General features: G+C 53.5%; 12 protein-coding genes. 8 read left to right on the top strand and 4 right to left on the bottom strand.

Features of this window, described 5'->3' with window-relative positions:
* Window positions 1-146: 146 nt before the first annotated feature.
* The 3 genes from SH139x_RS16260 to SH139x_RS16250 all read left to right on the top strand — a co-directional run bounded on the left by SH139x_RS16260 (window position 147) and on the right by SH139x_RS16250 (window position 4,976).
* A complete protein-coding gene (locus tag SH139x_RS16260; RefSeq protein WP_488350827.1) occupies window positions 147-1,961 on the top strand; it encodes a serine/threonine protein kinase in 1,815 nt (604 codons plus the stop codon).
* Between the two features lie 17 nt (window positions 1,962-1,978).
* Window positions 1,979-2,587, top strand: a complete 609-nt coding sequence (locus tag SH139x_RS16255) for a sigma-70 family RNA polymerase sigma factor (protein WP_488350826.1) — start codon at window positions 1,979-1,981, stop codon at window positions 2,585-2,587.
* A gap of 274 nt (window positions 2,588-2,861) precedes the next feature.
* Entirely contained in the window at window positions 2,862-4,976 is a 2,115-nt protein-coding gene (locus SH139x_RS16250; RefSeq protein WP_488350825.1) for a type II secretion system protein GspD, read from the top strand.
* A gap of 152 nt (window positions 4,977-5,128) precedes the next feature.
* On the opposite strand, the gene SH139x_RS16245 is transcribed toward SH139x_RS16250, so the two are convergent.
* Complete coding sequence (locus SH139x_RS16245) at window positions 5,129-5,287, bottom strand: hypothetical protein (protein ID WP_488350824.1); 159 nt, start codon at window positions 5,285-5,287, stop codon at window positions 5,129-5,131.
* Window positions 5,288-5,339: 52 nt separating this feature from the next.
* On the opposite strand from SH139x_RS16245, the gene SH139x_RS16240 reads away from it, so the two are divergent.
* Both SH139x_RS16240 and SH139x_RS16235 read left to right on the top strand, forming a co-directional pair.
* Window positions 5,340-7,856 (top strand): cytochrome c peroxidase, encoded by a 2,517-nt coding sequence (locus tag SH139x_RS16240; RefSeq protein ID WP_488356031.1) that lies wholly within the window; start codon window positions 5,340-5,342, stop codon window positions 7,854-7,856.
* A 210-nt stretch (window positions 7,857-8,066) separates the two neighbouring features.
* Entirely contained in the window at window positions 8,067-9,644 is a 1,578-nt protein-coding gene (locus SH139x_RS16235) for a GspE/PulE family protein (protein WP_488350823.1), read from the top strand.
* A 35-nt stretch (window positions 9,645-9,679) separates the two neighbouring features.
* On the opposite strand, the gene SH139x_RS16230 is transcribed toward SH139x_RS16235, so the two are convergent.
* The 3 genes from SH139x_RS16230 to SH139x_RS16220 are packed head-to-tail and all read right to left on the bottom strand — an operon-like array spanning window position 9,680 to window position 12,668.
* Window positions 9,680-11,335: a ComEA family DNA-binding protein gene (locus SH139x_RS16230; protein ID WP_488350822.1), complete on the bottom strand. Its 1,656-nt coding sequence runs from the start codon at window positions 11,333-11,335 to the stop codon at window positions 9,680-9,682.
* A complete protein-coding gene (locus SH139x_RS16225; RefSeq protein ID WP_488350821.1) occupies window positions 11,335-12,216 on the bottom strand; it encodes a hypothetical protein in 882 nt (293 codons plus the stop codon). Before SH139x_RS16225 ends, SH139x_RS16230 begins: the two co-directional genes overlap by 1 nt.
* The gene (locus tag SH139x_RS16220) at window positions 12,216-12,668 is read right to left on the bottom strand and encodes a type IV pilus modification PilV family protein (protein ID WP_488350820.1); all 453 of its coding nucleotides are present in this window, start codon (window positions 12,666-12,668) and stop codon (window positions 12,216-12,218) included. Before SH139x_RS16220 ends, SH139x_RS16225 begins: the two co-directional genes overlap by 1 nt.
* A 378-nt stretch (window positions 12,669-13,046) precedes the next feature.
* Between SH139x_RS16220 and SH139x_RS16215 the strand changes: the two genes are divergently transcribed.
* The 3 genes from SH139x_RS16215 to SH139x_RS16205 all read left to right on the top strand — a co-directional run bounded on the left by SH139x_RS16215 (window position 13,047) and on the right by SH139x_RS16205 (window position 15,362).
* Window positions 13,047-14,243 carry a type II secretion system F family protein gene (locus SH139x_RS16215; RefSeq protein WP_488350819.1) on the top strand — a complete coding sequence of 399 codons (1,197 nt, stop codon included), beginning with the start codon at window positions 13,047-13,049 and terminating at the stop codon, window positions 14,241-14,243.
* A 115-nt stretch (window positions 14,244-14,358) separates the two neighbouring features.
* The gene (gene gspG / locus SH139x_RS16210) at window positions 14,359-14,847 is read left to right on the top strand and encodes a type II secretion system major pseudopilin GspG (protein WP_488350818.1); all 489 of its coding nucleotides are present in this window, start codon (window positions 14,359-14,361) and stop codon (window positions 14,845-14,847) included.
* Window positions 14,848-14,852: 5 nt separating this feature from the next.
* Window positions 14,853-15,362, top strand: coding sequence for a hypothetical protein (locus SH139x_RS16205; protein ID WP_488350817.1), 510 nt, complete (start codon window positions 14,853-14,855; stop codon window positions 15,360-15,362).
* Window positions 15,363-15,385: the final 23 nt, after the last annotated feature.

Below are 15,385 nucleotides of genomic sequence, written 5' to 3'. Positions count from 1 at the left end.
AGTTTGATTGCGAATCATCGAGATGTTCGTCTCTACTGGTTCTGTTGACCGGTATAGACCACGTAATTACGTGCTAGGCTTCGAGCAGCGAAAGCCATCTGCGTTGCGCATTCTACACCTAAATGTCCCTTGCGAATTCGAAACGGATGTTAGAACCGACAGACATCTCGTTGCATGACGTTGTCGATCTGTATTTGAAGGAGCGACGTCGTGGGAATTTGTTGACGCTTAGCATTTTGGAGCGTGCCTTTCCCCACTTGGCCGGTGAAATCAGGGAAAAGCTCCCCGCGATCATGATGATAGATGAGGCGATTGGACAGAAGCCGGAACGAGCGCCAACGCTGATCGATGATGTCCTGGGGGGGTGCAAGATCGTTAAAGAGCTCGGCCGAGGGGCCATGGGGGTGGTTTACGAAGCACTCCAGGAGGAGATGCACCGGCGCGTTGCCCTGAAGGTCATCACGCTCGAGTCGGAGGTTGCTAAGCGATTCATTTTAGAGCGGCAGGCGATGGCTCGCCTGGAGCATCCCAATATCGTGCCAGTCTACTCCAGTGGACGCAAGGACGATTTAGCTTACCTTGTTATGAAGCTTATTGATGGTAAGAGTCTAGATTGTCTTCACCGTGGGGAAGGGGATATTCTGCAGCAGGCACATTACGACGAACTGCGAAGAGACTGGAGAACGCTCGGGAATTTAGGCGCGGCGGTTGCTAACGGTTTACACCACGCTCACATGCAGGGGATGGTCCATCGCGACATCAAGCCAGGAAACCTGATCCTCGATCGTACCGGGAAAATTTGGATCATCGATTTTGGTCTGGCCAGACTGATCGATCATTCCTCGTCGCTCAGCCGCACGGGTGATGTGATTGGAACACCAAGGTATATGGCTCCTGAGCAGTCGCGCGGATTGGCGGATGCTCGCTCGGATGTGTATTCGCTGGGGACCACTCTGTATGAATTGGTCACTGGCGAGAAGATTTGGGAAAATCGCACGGCTGGGTCATTGGTTGGTGGTCGCGACAAGTTGACATTGCCGGACTTGCGAGAATTTCAAAGTAATGTTCCCGAGGGACTGGCAAAGATCATTATGAAAGCTTGTCAGTTTGACCCCAACCTTCGCTATCAAACAGCCGATGAGATGTGCCTTGTGCTGAGTCGGCTTGCGGCGGGGATCGCTCCGGCCGATCGGCGACGGGGCAAACGTGACTCGGATGAAGTGTTCCGAAAAAAGCTAAGGCAACGGACCGCCTTGACGATCGGCGGTGGTGCTGGCATCGTGTTCATCATTGGTGCCACTCTCCTAACGGCCGACAAGCAGAAGGCACAACCTCACGCGGAGGGCTCCCCCGCGGTTCTAGAAGTGTCAAAAGCAAATCAAATTAATGTGGCTCAAAAACCAGGGCTCAATCTAATTGATAAGTTAGCGGACACCGACCAGGAGGATATGGTTCAGGTTGTGTTAGATTTTGTGGACGATTCGATCAAGGAATCTACGGAACAACTACGGTTTAGTGAGGATGCGGAAAGACGGTTGATTGGCGAAGTCCAGAAAATTACAAACGCGATTAAGGAAGACGGCCTCGACAAAGAGAAACTTAACGTTTTTCTCGACGGCTACCGCAAGTCGGCGCTTCCTTCAGCCACAAAAATCATGCGAGTATCGCATCTAGTTTCAGTCTCTGGTTTTACTGAACACGAAAAAGAAGTGGCAATTGGCATCTTGCAGCAATTGGCATCGGCGGTTGCGAACAAAGCGGTCCCTCATAGGGACGCTCTCCGGTTCGTCAACAAAATTGCACCCAACAGCAATAGCATGGAGCAGTTCTCCCGGATACGCGTATCGGATGACCAGTTGCGCCAATGGTTTGGTGAGGCCCAAGCAATCGTTGCGGAAGTTCCTCCTGAGTTGCGAGTGGTCGATTGGAATAACTCGATAGCACCATTAATGAACGAATAGCCAAAGAGGGAGGGGAAATGGATTCATCGAAAATCATTGCCCGTTTGCGGCACGGTAAGGAAGCGGAGTTAGCGAATCTATTTAACGAGTTAAAAGGAAACATCCGCGGCATGATTCAGTGCCGCTTGGACCCTCGCCTACTAGCCAGGATCGATGCGTCCGACATTTTTCAGGAATCCTACATTCGGGCCAGCAACGGGCTCGATTCCTTTCTGGAAACTGCGAAGGTGCACCCCGTGGTTTGGATCCGTCAGATCGTTAAACACATCGTCGCGGAGATGCATCGCAGGCACTTTCGCTACAAACGCTCACCGGAGGCGGAGGTCGGGGGTGGCTCGGAGTTGCCAGACAACCTGATTGACCAACTGGCCTCATCGATGACGTCAGTCTGCACGAACCTTGCCCGTCGGGAGGCGGTTCAACGGGTTCGCGCATCCATGCTCGCCCTTGCTCCCCAAGACCGTGAAATTCTGGAGATGCGACACACTGACGGGATTCCAATGCGAGAAATCGCCAGCTTGCTGGAGTTGAACCTTGAAACAGTCAAAAAGCGTTATCAACGGGCACTTCATCGGTTAGTCTCGCAAACGACCGTTGCCCAATCTGGCGAACAGTTCTCAAAGTGAGGGTAGGGGAAAGTTTTACTCCACTTCCTCAGCAATTTTGCCGATCGTAGGAATAAATCGACTTTCCGAAAAAGGTTGGCACCCAGAAACTAGGCGGCTTGGCGAATCTGTGAACCAACACCTTGCTCGCCTGTTTGTCGCCTTAATTGGATTTACTCTCTTGGTGGCGCCGCACTCGACAGAAGCTCAGACAACAACTGAGCCTGTCGATTCATCGTCCTCTAGGCCCCGGCCACTACCTCAGCAGCTACCCGCGCAAGCCATCCTTGGGAAGGTGCGTTTTGCCCAAGGTGGGAGCGCGACCGCGCGTCAAATTCCGACCCAGGGGATCCCCGAGCCGATTGCCAGACCTGACGGGGAGCTACTGCGAGGATTACAGCCTCAGGTCGCACCGCAATTTCCCCAACCGACGTCTGGTGCCTGGCCGGAGGGGAAGACCTGGACCTTTCGCTTCAGTAATGCCCCGTGGATCAGTGTGCTGCGGGAATTCTCAGGGCGGATGGGTTTCTCGCTGACGGTAAAGGCGCAACCCCCTGGCGAATTCACTTACCTTGATGATCGCGCCTACTCGGCCAGTGAGGTCATTGACATCCTCAATGACCATCTGATTTCCTTGGGCTTCATTGTTGTGTTGCGGGAAGGGAATCTCGTAGTTTTAAGCACGGCGGAGCCAGTCAATGATCAATTTGTGCCGTTTGTTACCATCGATGAAATTGAGTTCCTTGGTCGAAACACGCTCGCGGGTGCGGCCATTCCGGTGAGCGGAATGGATGTGATGAGTGCGATGCAGGAAATTGAATCAATCAAGAGTCCGTTGGGGCAGATCCGGCCCTTTTCGAACTCCGGTCGTATCCTGGTGATTGAAACAGGATCGCACCTCAAACGGATTCGAGACTTGTTGATGCAAACCGGCTTTGCTCGTAAAGATCAAATGTCGCATGTCTATCAATTGCATCATGCGAGTGCCGAAGAGGTTGCCAAGGCCATCAATGACTTCCTTGAAAATCAGGCGAACAGCGGAGGTGGTCAAGTTGGTTTTCCATCCCAGTCGGTTGCCAAGGTCACACCCGAGTCCACCACCAACAGCTTGTTGCTGCGCGGTACCGCGGCCCAAGTCAACTTGATGTACGATTTGATCTGCAGTCTTGATCGCTCGCCACGCGAAGTGTTGCTGCAAGCTCTGATTGTTGAAGTTCAATTGGGAAACACCGAGGAGTTCGGTGTGGAAATGGGATTCCAGGATTCGGTGCTGTTTAATCGCAGCATTGTGGATAGTATTCAAACATTGACGCAAACCTCGACTGCGCCGAACGGAGTGCAGACGACCAACCAAGCGATTTTGTCACAGGTACAGACGCCGGGTTTCAATTTTAATACGCCATCGCTGGGCAACAATGCCATCAGCCCGGGGAGGATAGGCGCCCAAAGTCTTTCCAATTTCGGGATGGGCCGCACCAATGGTGACTTGGGATACGGTGGTCTCGTATTGTCGGCAGGATCGGAATCAGTAAACGTGTTACTGCGAGCTTTGGATGCGAATTTCAACATTGACATTCTGAGCCGCCCGCAAATTCGCACGGTTGAAAACGAGGAAGCCTTCATACAAATTGGTCAACAGGTGCCTGTGGTCGACGGAGTCTCCGTCAACTCAGTCGGCAGCGCCAACCCGATTGTGCGCCAAGATCGCGCTGGTATCATCTTGAAAGCCACTCCGCGAATCAGTCCTGACGGCCGAGTTCAAGTCGTCGTCGAGACAGAAAAAAGCGCATTCAATCTCGCCCGCGGGACGGGAGTTCCGATCTTCACCGATGCGACCACCGGACGCGTGATTGAGGCACCAGTCAAAGATATTACGACTGCCTCAACGACCGTTTCCATAGGTTCCGGCCAAACCATTGTCTTGGGTGGCATGATTACTAGCGCATCGAACGTGGTCACTCGAAAGTTACCGTTCCTGGGAGATATACCGTACCTGGGACGCCTGTTCCGTTACGATTTGAATTCGACGGAGAAGAAAGAGCTACTGGTTTTCTTGACGCCGATCGTGCTGGCCGACGACGAGCATTCTTACGCGATGTTAAACGAGGAATTGGGACACGCAAGAACTCGGAGGCTCAGTACGCCTCAGCTTAACCGCTGGGAGGCGCTACGCTCTGGACTCTTGCCGGGAAATGAACATTCGCATGAGTTTCCTCAGGCGATGCCGACAGACGTGCCCGTGGTGCCGCCACCTTTACCGATGCTGGACTCCGCAGAGGGAGCAACTTTCCGGCAGGACGTTATGAGCGGCCCAGTTGCTCCGCAGGTCGAAACCGCAAATCAAGCTGAGCCGACTGTTAAGACGGCTGGTATTGGTGCTTGGTTTCGCACGACCGTGCTGCGCCGCTAACGCCGTATTGCCAGCAATTTACGGCTATTCTTTTGTCTAGGCTCTCAGCTCCTTAACGCTTTGGGCGTAGGTCTCAAACTCCCGATAATCGTAACAACCGGCGTGATCAAACCACCGTCGCCGGGTTATTGCCAGCGAGATCGTTGGAGCTCTCAAAAGTTTTGTCCCCAAAACTTTTCAAGCGGCGAACTGAAGATAGAAGGACCGGCGAGCGTCCGGACTTCCGCTGGCGTTGTCTCACGCAGCACCACACGCATCAGCACGCCAGTGAGCGACTGTGAACGGGCATTCCAGGCCTTTCCAGGAGTCATTCACGGCAGACTTCTTTGACTTCTTCACCTTTGATTAGCGAGCGTCGTGAAAATGTTTTTTGTGAACGTCGGAGGTCGGCTTCGCGGCAGGCCGATCTGTACTGTTGCTTACTTGATCGCAGCGGTTTCATGCCTGCAGGCGGCCTCCGCACAGGAGCCGGATCGTGCGGCGAAGATTCAGCAATTGCTGAGTGCCGATCCCAACCTGCGTTACGTGGAAGAGAGCGATAAGTTTTTTCGCCCGCGCTACGGAAGGTATACATGGGATGTTGCCGAGCGTGACGCACGGCATCCCGACATTGATCGGCTCGCTGGGGTGTCGTCGAAAGGGTTGGCCACAATTAATTCGGCTGCAGACAATTTAGCGGCTCAAGAAATTGCCCAGCTGCGCTACACCGACTTATGGATCAATCTCAGCGACCGAGACCAAGAAGGTAGCTGGCGGCAATATGAGAATGGTACGCCAGGCAAAACAATCTGGAATGGTGCCAGCTCTGGCACGGCAACGTCGGGAAGTTATACCAATTGGGCTCCAGGCGAACCAAACAATTATGGCGGTAGCCAGCACGGTGCGAAGCTCTATTGGTGGGGCGAGGGCAAGTGGGACGATGATAGTTCCCATGTCGCTATTAGCTATCTGGTCGAATGGGATGCGGCGGAAGTGGTTGGTCCTAAGGCTGACGATGCGCCACAGGCATTGAGCACCGTCAAGGTTCCGGAACCACAAAACTTGGCAGCATTTGTCAAAGACCGTCAGAAAGCGATCCTCTTGGGCAAAGCTCTCTTTTGGGATATGCAAGTTGGTAGTGACGGGCGGACCGCATGTGCGACTTGCCACAACGTTGCTGGGATTGATCAACGTTTTGTCAACTCGCTAAATCCGGGAGCGCCGGGGAGTGCGTTCGGTCCGCAGCTGTCCGGACAAGCGGAGCTTAACAGACAGGCTTTGGCACGTTTCCGAGGTGCCAATTCGACCTTGACCGCGGAAGATTTTCCCTTTCATAAAGTGGCCGATCCGCTCGGAGATAAGGACGACAACGTCGTGCTGCGGGACATTTTGGAGGTGGCCGGTTCCCAGGGGGTCGTTCGCAAAGATTTTGTCGCCATTCAGGAGGGCAACCCGATCGACGTTGGCAGTGTCGTCGCCGATTCGGTCTTCAACATCAACGGCGCGAACGCTCGACAAGTGACTGGGAGAAACTCGCCAACGACCATCAATGCGATTTTCTTTGATCGCTCCTTCTGGGATGGACGCGCCAACCATTATTTTAATGGCGTGAATGAATTTGGCGATCTAGACCCCAATGCGCGGGTTCTTAAAAGGGTACAGAGCACCGAAACGGTTTACAATTGGCAATGGGTGCAGAGAAAATGGTGGTGGTTCCGTTGGTGGTCCTACGAACGGGTCGCGACGACGAGGTCCGTGGACAAACTCGAGCCAACTCGGATTTTGTTAAACAACGCCGCTCTAGCGTCACAAGCTGTCGGTCCGCCTTTGAGCGGTGTCGAAATGTCTTGGCACAGTCGCGACTTTAAGGAACTGGGGCGAAAACTGCTTTCCCTAAAACCACTTGGGCTGCAGAAAGTGCATCCTAACGATAGTGTACTGGGGCCTTATGCCGACCCTGCTGGGCATGGCTTGCGTGGCACTGATTACGCAGCATTGATTCGCGAGTCATTTGTGGACGAATGGTGGTCGTCAACCGAAGCGACTCCAGCAGGATATACGCAGATGGAAGCCAATTTCTCACTCTTCTGGGGTTTGGCAATTCAGCTTTACGAAGCCACACTGGTTTCTGACCAAGCTCCCTATGATTATTTTGCTAATGGCAACACCTCAGCCCTCAGCGACTCAGCGAGAAGAGGCTTACGAATCTTCTTGAATGAGGGCAAATGCATCAGTTGTCATGGCGGGCCAGAGTTCGCAGGCGGCACGATCAGTGATATTCGCGGCGACACACCGAAGCTGGTTGAGCGGATGGTGATGGGAGATGGAACGGAAGCTTGGTACGATAATGGATATTATAATATTGGTGTTCGACCAACCCTAGAGGATATCGCTGTGGGGGCCTCGCATCCTGAGTTTGGACCGCTTTCTTACAGCAAGCAGCGGCAAGCTGGGCGGGACATTGGTCAAAATGTGGAAGTCGCGGGCCGCATTGCGGTGAATGGTGGATTTAAGACTCCGACGCTGCGGAATATCGAGCTGACGGGTCCCTATTTCCATAACGGAGGAGCGCGGACACTCGAGGAGACGGTCGAGTTTTACGTTCGCGGAGCTGACTTCTTCCATCAAAACATTGCCGACCTTGATCCTGACGTCGATGGCATCTCCCAATTGCAAGGTGACAGACAGGGGGTAGCGGACCTCGTTGAGTTCATGAAAAGCCTCACCGATGACCGCGTACGGCATCAAAGAGCGCCGTTCGACCATCCGGAGTTGTTGCTGCCAAACGGGCACCAAGGTACTACGCGGCAAGGGGTAGCCCTAGACAATGTGCTCGTGCTGCCAGCTGTAGGGCGTGACGGTGGTGACATCGTCAAACCCTTCGAAGAGCTTGTGAACTAGTCTTCGCTCGCGAAGCACGGCTCGTATCGCGACCACCGGGCGGCGGTGGTGTAAAGTTGCTTCTCGCTCCGCGATATTCGCAGCAAACGCTGCGCTCGCGGAGCGAGGAACGATTACCAATTTACCAATCGTTCCTTTGCCGTTTAATTCCTTAGTTTCCGGCAATTAACGGCGGGCAAATACAATAATAACAGTGATAAAGTATCAAGCATGTTGACCCAATTGGAAGCCGAAAGTCGATCACAGCCCTGGACCAGCCTAGAGACCAAAGCTCAATATTACGGGCTGCGGGCGGTCGATCTCGAGGGAGTTTCGCCAGCTGCTGATTTGGTTGCTAGGTTTCCCAGTCAACTGCTGTTCCGTGAAAACATGATTCCGTTGGAAGTACGCGACGGTGTCTGCGTGCTCGCCATCAGTGATCCCACCCGGCTGACGGCTAGCGATCAATTGGCGTCGCAGAGTCCGTGGCCAGTCGAGTCAGTACTCGTTGACAGCGATCAAATTCGTCGTGAGTTGCACCGTTTGCTTGGGGTCGGTGGACACACGATCCGCGATCTTGTTGCCCAGTCCGCTGATGAGGCGGAGGAATTATGCCAAGCTGTTGGCGACGAAATCGATGACAAATCACAAGCTTCTTCAGTGGTCAAGCTGGTGAATGAATTGATTGTCGAGGCGTGTGAGCAAGGCGCCAGCGACATTCACATTGAGCCAGAGAAATACGAGCTCGTGGTCCGCTTTCGCATCGACGGCGTGCTACAGGAGCAGTACGTACCGGTCGAGATCCAGCGGTTTCGTGCCGCCATTGTCAGCCGGATTAAGATCATGGCAAAACTAAATATCGCGGAGAGAAGGCTACCCCAAGATGGCCGGGTGCACCTTCAGTTAAAGGATGCTGAGGTGGATTTGCGGGTGTCGATCATTCCCACGCACCACGGCGAAAGTGTCGTCATGCGACTCCTAAATGCAAGCGACTCCCTTCTGGATATTAATAGAATCGAGCTCCCGGACGATATCCGTGAGCCTTGGAAACAGTTAATTCGTCGCGCCAATGGCTTGCTGTTGGTCACTGGGCCCACGGGTAGCGGTAAGACGACGACGTTGTACAGTTCGCTGAACGCGATTCGATCGTCAGATACGAAAATTACCACCATCGAAGATCCGATCGAGTATAAGCTACGACAGATTAGCCAAATTCAAGTCGAACCTGAGATTGGGCTGAGCTTTGCGCAGGGGCTGCGGAGCATCCTCCGCCATGATCCAGACGTTGTGCTGGTAGGAGAAATTCGTGATAGCGAAACGGCCAAGATCTCAGTCCAGGCCGCGATGACGGGGCACCTTGTATTCAGCACGCTGCACACCAACGACGCTGCCTCTGCGTTTACCCGGCTGCTGGATATGGGCGTGGAGCCTTATATGGTTGCCAGTACCGTAGAGGCAGTGCTGGCCCAACGCCTGGTCCGACGGTTGTGCCTGGAATGCCGCCAGCCCGAACTCATGAAAGAGATGGAGGTGCCCAGCGATCTTACACTTGCTAGCGATCCGCAATTATATAAAGCGAAAGGATGTCGGCATTGTCATGGTAGCGGGTACAAAGGCAGACAAGCGATTTTTGAGCTCCTGCGAACCAACTCCGAAGTCCGCAAGCTATGCATGCAGGGATCCGTAGCGGATGTTATCCGGGAAGCTGCGGTTGCCGATGGCACGCGAACACTGAGGGCTTCCGCGTGGGAACTCGTGCAAGCGGGTGTGACTTCGTTTGCTGAGATGTGTCGAGTTTCACCCGCCTGAATCTGGTGCTTGTAAATCCGCTACTTACATGCGTTTTAAGGAATACGCAGGTCAGCAGTAAGGGGTAGCAGGTCGAGATGTTTACGCAACAGGAAACGGGGGCCTCTCACGTCGATCTCAATCGCAATTGCCGCAGCGGTGTGGCTGTTTTCCAGTTGCCCGACGACGACTCCTCGATAGATTCCGCCACCAGTGGTAATCTCGTCGGCGATTTTTCTCAGCTGTGCCGTGGTTACCAAGCCTCTTTCGTGGAGCCAGCTTATTGAGGCTGGTGTTGTAGTGCCTTGCAATAGCCCGATGGCGAGTTGTTTGCGTTGGGCGACAATAGCCGCAGCCAGTTCGGGCGTGATCCCGTCAACGGTTTCCAGCGTGTGTTGCGAGGCTTGCATGATATTGATGCGACCGTTGAACCAGTGGCCATCGTGTACCGTGGTCATGCCTTCCCATTTTGGCAGCCACTGTTCCAAACTTTTGGGATCATTTCCGAAGGGAGAGACCAGAACCGTATCCTTGCCGTCGATCAAAATTTGGATTTGACAGGATGCCAAATCCAGAATTGAATTCAGACGCTGTGCGGGAGGACGGTTGAGATCGATCCCAGCTCGGCTCCGCTCGGTTGGAGAGTTTGACACCTTGAAGCGGTTCCCTTCAGGACTGGGGGCTGTGGCCCCAGAGTCTGTTGCTTGGTCGCTTCCGAGTTGTGCGCGTAGCCGATTCCTTACATCCTGTTTACGCCGCGCGGCAATATCATCCTGGGTGGGCCCCTCCGATGCAGACAAATCGTCTGTATAAGTGGCGGTAGTCGTGCGCCAAGCGATTACAAATCGGGCTTCCTCGACTGTGGCAACTTCAAGAAGTTGGTCATAGAGCTGAACCAGATTGTCTTGGTTCAAGAAGATCTTGCGTTGCCCATCTTCCCGGTAATTTGATTCACCTGCCACCAATGTCCAGTTGGCAATCCAACCCTGGTCGCGAACGTCTTCCTTGGCGTCATGATTATGGGGAGCCTTAACACGGTTGGCTTCGCCAAATAAATCTCGCCGAGTCACTCCAGGCACCTCGATCAGTTGTTCCCAATGTTGGAATATCTCTCTCGGTTGTTGAGGGGAATCGATCGACGACGTATCGCCGCGGTTCGATTGTTCGCTGAACCCAAGACGTTTGGCCATCTCGACAGCAATCGCTTTGCTGACGCGCGGGTAGCGGATCAATTTCTCTATAACTTGCTCCCGTGTGTAACGATCAGGAGTGAGCGAGTTGAGGTTTAATTTCGCAGACTCGTTTTCGAGGCCCCAGAGCGGTGGCGAATTCGGCTGGGGGTAACGCTGCAAAACCGCGTATTTTCCTCGTTCCCGCCTCACTGGTAGGCGTAGTTGAGTTGCTGGTGAGACTGCTGGATCGAAATTGGCCAAGCGGGGAACCGAGAGGCGGGCAAGTTCATTACGATCGCCGTTCCGCAGGCTCTCAATCGCGGATTCCGCCAGCAATCGCTGCTGAGCGACCTGGCCAGTGGCACTCACGATGCTAAGCTCAGTCAGCATCATGCGGCTGAATGAGTAGACAACAACACTAATGGCGGCGATTAACACCAGTACCACAATTAAAATCACACCTGAACGTTGTTTCTCAACTCGAGATTGAGGTGGCAACTTTTCCAGACCGATGGCCGGCGGCTTCTGTGTATCCAGCATTATCCCGCGTCTCGCAATCGGATAGTCACGCGGTCAGTCCGGTCGGGGCGTGTGGCGAGCACGATAGTCAACTCCACGGCGGCTGGAATCTCCCCATCTCGCAAATGGCTATCCCATTCTACGAGCCATTGCTGGGAATCAAAATAGCGAAAAGATGCCGCCGCAATGCGATCATTGCAAAGCCAATCCGACTGAGCGATCAAGTCCTCTCTGGAGAGACGGAGTAAGCCTGTGGTCGGGAAGGAGGGCAAGGTGCGCACTGCGCGCCAGAGACCTGATCGGTTCGTCGGGGTGCGAACCAAGCATTCCGTCATACGTTGCTTCGAGAATGTTTGAGGAAGGCGGATACGCTCCAATGATGGTGACACCCACACTACTAGCTGAACCGCACTATCGCTCTCAAATCCTTCACCTGCGAATCGCTGATTACCGCCGTGACGACGGAACATCATTGCTTCCGGCCTACCGACAAAATGAATGATCTCTTCACCATCCGTCTGTTCGAAGAATAAGACTTTTTCATTGAAATTGCTTTGTCGCTTTGATTCATTCCGCGGGGTAAGACTCGTTTCAAATGGGTTCCGGGGAGCCTCTGCGGTTGGCACGCTGGTCTGGTCTGATGGATAGCAAGCTCTTAAGTCGTCACGTATGTCGGCTATAGTCCCCGCTAATATCTTTGCGTCTCGCACACCAATCACGCCGCGTCCTTGATATTGAGCGTATAGAGCGATGCCAGTCGTTACTCCGACCATTAGCAGCGAAATCAGCGCCAGCGACAGAATGGTTTCCAGCAAGGTGAACGCCGGCGATTCTTTTCCTGCCGTCGCTACGGGCTTGCCCTTGCCAGCCTTCTCGATATTGGAACGTGATCGCACACTCATTACTCAATTTCTAATGCAGAGCCAGTGAAACGATGGCTGCAGAGGTCCCCCGAGACGAGCCTCTCCAGTGTGGTGCGAGAGATCTCTGCCAGCTTGCCTGATTTCCAGACTGACACACTGAGCAGTTTCAAGTTGACAGCGCCGCTGACGGAGCGCGTGGGACCAGGTGAATCGGGGGTCGAAAGCGTTAGCTGATAATTCCAACCAGGGTAAGCCGAAATTGGCCTGGTGCGATCGAACTCGAGATCCCCACTACCGACCAATTGCTCTTCCAAAATTGATTGACAGAGCAGGGTGGCTTGCGACTCCAGTTCCACACGTTGGGCCGCACGTATACCCACCCCGGCTTGTGTTCCCAGTGCGATTAGAGACACCATTAACACCAGAGAGGCGATCAGTACCTCAAGCAATGAGGCGCCCTTTGGATGGGGAGCCCGAGTGCGTGATCGCATTGGCAGATATGTCTCGGAACAAGGATGGCGGACCAAGGAATCGCAATCTCCGACTAGCCTAGCTGAGAGTGGCATACTCCGCCTACCGGGAGATTAGGGATGTATGACTTGTACGGGTTACGCATGCGGTTAGGCAAAACAACGTGCCTTGTGCAACCATAGCTTATTTTGAGCCGCTTCGCCCTCATTGGGGACACGATTTATGCTAACTTTGCCGCGAAAACTTGAACGGCTCTCGCACAACTAATAGCAATCAAAAAAACGCCTCGAACCGAACACTATGTAGGATTAGAAAAACGGTGCTGAAGTCGTATTAAATCGTTGATTTGGTGAGGAAAACCGAACGAAAATAATGTCTAGTTGACTAGCATATAGGGTATGAAACACTACTCCTACGAAGCAATTGATGCCGCTGGCAATTCGATCAAGGCGAACTGTGAAGCAGATTCCCGCAGGGAGGCGTTAACGCTGATCAAAGCGATTGATCTAAGGCCAACGAAACTATACGAAACTGGCATTGCAAGATCGAAAACTCAAAAAATCAGCCGTGCCGCAATCACGCGATTCTACGCAATGTTGGGGTCACAGCTGGAGGTTAATGTACCGCTTCTTTCCGCCATCAACTTAATTCAAAAGCAAGAGGCGAGTGGTGAAGTTAAGCGGATATTCCGTTCCATTGCACAGCAGGTTGAAGCGGGGAAATCCCTCAGCGAAGCTCTTTCCCGGCAGGGTGGTAGTTTCACTGAGATTGACTTGAACTTGATCCGAGCCGGCGAGGAGGGGGGATTTCTGGCCGAATCCCTGGTTCGCATTACCCAAATGCGCGAGTGGCAGCAGAAGCTGTCCGCAAGCGTCTGGAGCGCGGCCGCCTACCCGCTTGTTTTGATCTGCGTGGCGTCTTTGCTCGTGCCGGGAGTGTTGGTTTATTTAGTTCCGAAACTCGAGCCGATCTTCAATTCCCTCCGTCGTGACGAGCAGCTTCCCTGGGCAACCTCGGTCTTGCTGACCACAAGTCATTATGCACAGCAATACGGAATCGTAACTCTGATTGCGATATTTATGCTGATACTCGCTGCCGGTTGGCTGATGCCTGCCCACCTTTGGATACCGATCCGCGATCGCTGGCTGCTTCGAGTTCCCGTGGTTGGCGATGTTATTAGGAATTTTACGTTAGCGAGGTTTTGTCGAGTGATGGGAACTTTGCTGCAGAATCGAATTCAAGTCATCACATCGCTTCAGATTGCCACCAATGTCGTTGGTAACCGTTGTCTAGCTGACGCATTACGGACGGCTCAGCAAGATGTCGCTGCCGGAAAGTTGCTTGCGGATGCTTTGAACCGCTCCGAACAGATTCCGGCCGATGCGGTGGCAATGCTGTCGGTTGCGGAAAACTCAAATACGCTCGATGTGGTTTTGCTGAAAATTGCCCAGCAACTCGAAATGCGCACTAATGCACGACTGGAGACGGCTGTGAAGCTGATTGAACCCATCCTCCTGCTGCTAATGGCTGCGTTTGTTGGTTTTGTGGTGCTCGCGCTGCTCTTACCGATCTTTGAAGGACAAAGTCTAGGTTAAAGCGGATAGCGTCGCGTTGAACTGACGTGCGAAGCAAGATAATTATCACCATCACAAGTTCCCTGCTTAACTTCATTGCGATAGCATTCTTAACCCATTTCTTAAAGCCTGTTTTATGAATCTAGTCGTATCACAAATCGCTGTTGGAAGTCGTTTTAATATCATTGGGGTACTGAAGAGAGCCAATCGCGGCAACGGTCGGTGGGTGCGTGGGTTCACGCTGATTGAGTTGTTGCTGGTGCTGGCAATCCTGCTGGTGCTAGCCGGATTGGTTGTGCCCAAGCTGGCCGGACGGCAGAAATCTGCCAGTATCGACGCGACCAGGATCAGCATCGAAGGACTTGAGCAAGCGATCGAATTGTATTCGATTGATCACGAAGGTCTTGCCCCTTCATCGGCAGAGGGGCTAGGTGCGTTAACAGCGCGGCCGGGGAAAGATCCGAGCTGGCGAGGACCTTATCTGGCGGATGTTCCTCTCGATGCGTGGGGGGAAGCATTTCAGTACAGGATGCCAGGAACGCACAATCGCGACGGGTACGATCTCGTCTCAGCAGGGCCCGACCATGCGTTCGGCACGGACGATGACATTGGGAATTGGAAATGATCGCAATGAGGAATCGACTAGCGTTCACGCTGTTCGAGCTGTTACTGGTGCTCGCGGCTTTGACCGTGATGACAACCTTGACGCTGCCGGCTGCCAAATCGTGGCGCACTCGCGCGACGACTGATAGATCGATCGCTGAGGTCTGCAGATTGGTACAAGAAGCAAAGCTGAGGGCGACTCGGGAGGGACGCTCATGGTCGCTCCGGTATGATGGTACCCCGGTAACGCTGTATCTAGCTCCGACCAGTGAAGCTTACGTTAGGGCGGGCTTTACTCGCATAGGCGCGGATGGTTCGGGGGTACACATTCTGCCCAAAGATATGAGTGTTGAGTTTGTTAGTCTCAACGCGAAAAAGAGGACTCACGAACTCTGCCTGTCACCCGTTGGTGCGATTTCCGCGGTGCGGATCGTCTTCCGGCATCAAGGTATCCCAGTGGCGAGTCTGGTGGCCGATCGATTGACCGGAGGGCTGGTTAAAGAGAGTCAGCAGGCGAGCGCACCGAGTTCGAGTTAGATAGAGGGCCTACCGCGGCCAAC

Source organism: Kothea flammea (genome assembly GCF_052161645.1).
Classification (GTDB): domain Bacteria; phylum Planctomycetota; class Planctomycetia; order Pirellulales; family Pirellulaceae; genus Laterigemmans.
This window is presented reverse-complemented; position numbering and strand designations above follow the sequence as displayed.

What these genes read in the sequence shown, in the direction of transcription:
- SH139x_RS16260 (WP_488350827.1), top strand. Translation starts at nt 147, where the DNA reads ATGTTAGAACCGACAGACATCTCGTTGCATGACGTTGTCGATCTGTAT.
- SH139x_RS16255 (WP_488350826.1), top strand. Translation starts at nt 1,979, where the DNA reads ATGGATTCATCGAAAATCATTGCCCGTTTGCGGCACGGTAAGGAAGCG.
- SH139x_RS16245 (WP_488350824.1), bottom strand. Translation starts at nt 5,287, where the DNA reads ATGACTCCTGGAAAGGCCTGGAATGCCCGTTCACAGTCGCTCACTGGC.
- SH139x_RS16240 (WP_488356031.1), top strand. Translation starts at nt 5,340, where the DNA reads ATGTTTTTTGTGAACGTCGGAGGTCGGCTTCGCGGCAGGCCGATCTGT.
- SH139x_RS16235 (WP_488350823.1), top strand. Translation starts at nt 8,067, where the DNA reads ATGTTGACCCAATTGGAAGCCGAAAGTCGATCACAGCCCTGGACCAGC.
- SH139x_RS16230 (WP_488350822.1), bottom strand. Translation starts at nt 11,335, where the DNA reads ATGCTGGATACACAGAAGCCGCCGGCCATCGGTCTGGAAAAGTTGCCA.
- SH139x_RS16225 (WP_488350821.1), bottom strand. Translation starts at nt 12,216, where the DNA reads ATGAGTGTGCGATCACGTTCCAATATCGAGAAGGCTGGCAAGGGCAAG.
- SH139x_RS16220 (WP_488350820.1), bottom strand. Translation starts at nt 12,668, where the DNA reads ATGCGATCACGCACTCGGGCTCCCCATCCAAAGGGCGCCTCATTGCTT.
- SH139x_RS16215 (WP_488350819.1), top strand. Translation starts at nt 13,047, where the DNA reads ATGAAACACTACTCCTACGAAGCAATTGATGCCGCTGGCAATTCGATC.
- gspG (WP_488350818.1), top strand. Translation starts at nt 14,359, where the DNA reads ATGAATCTAGTCGTATCACAAATCGCTGTTGGAAGTCGTTTTAATATC.
- SH139x_RS16205 (WP_488350817.1), top strand. Translation starts at nt 14,853, where the DNA reads ATGAGGAATCGACTAGCGTTCACGCTGTTCGAGCTGTTACTGGTGCTC.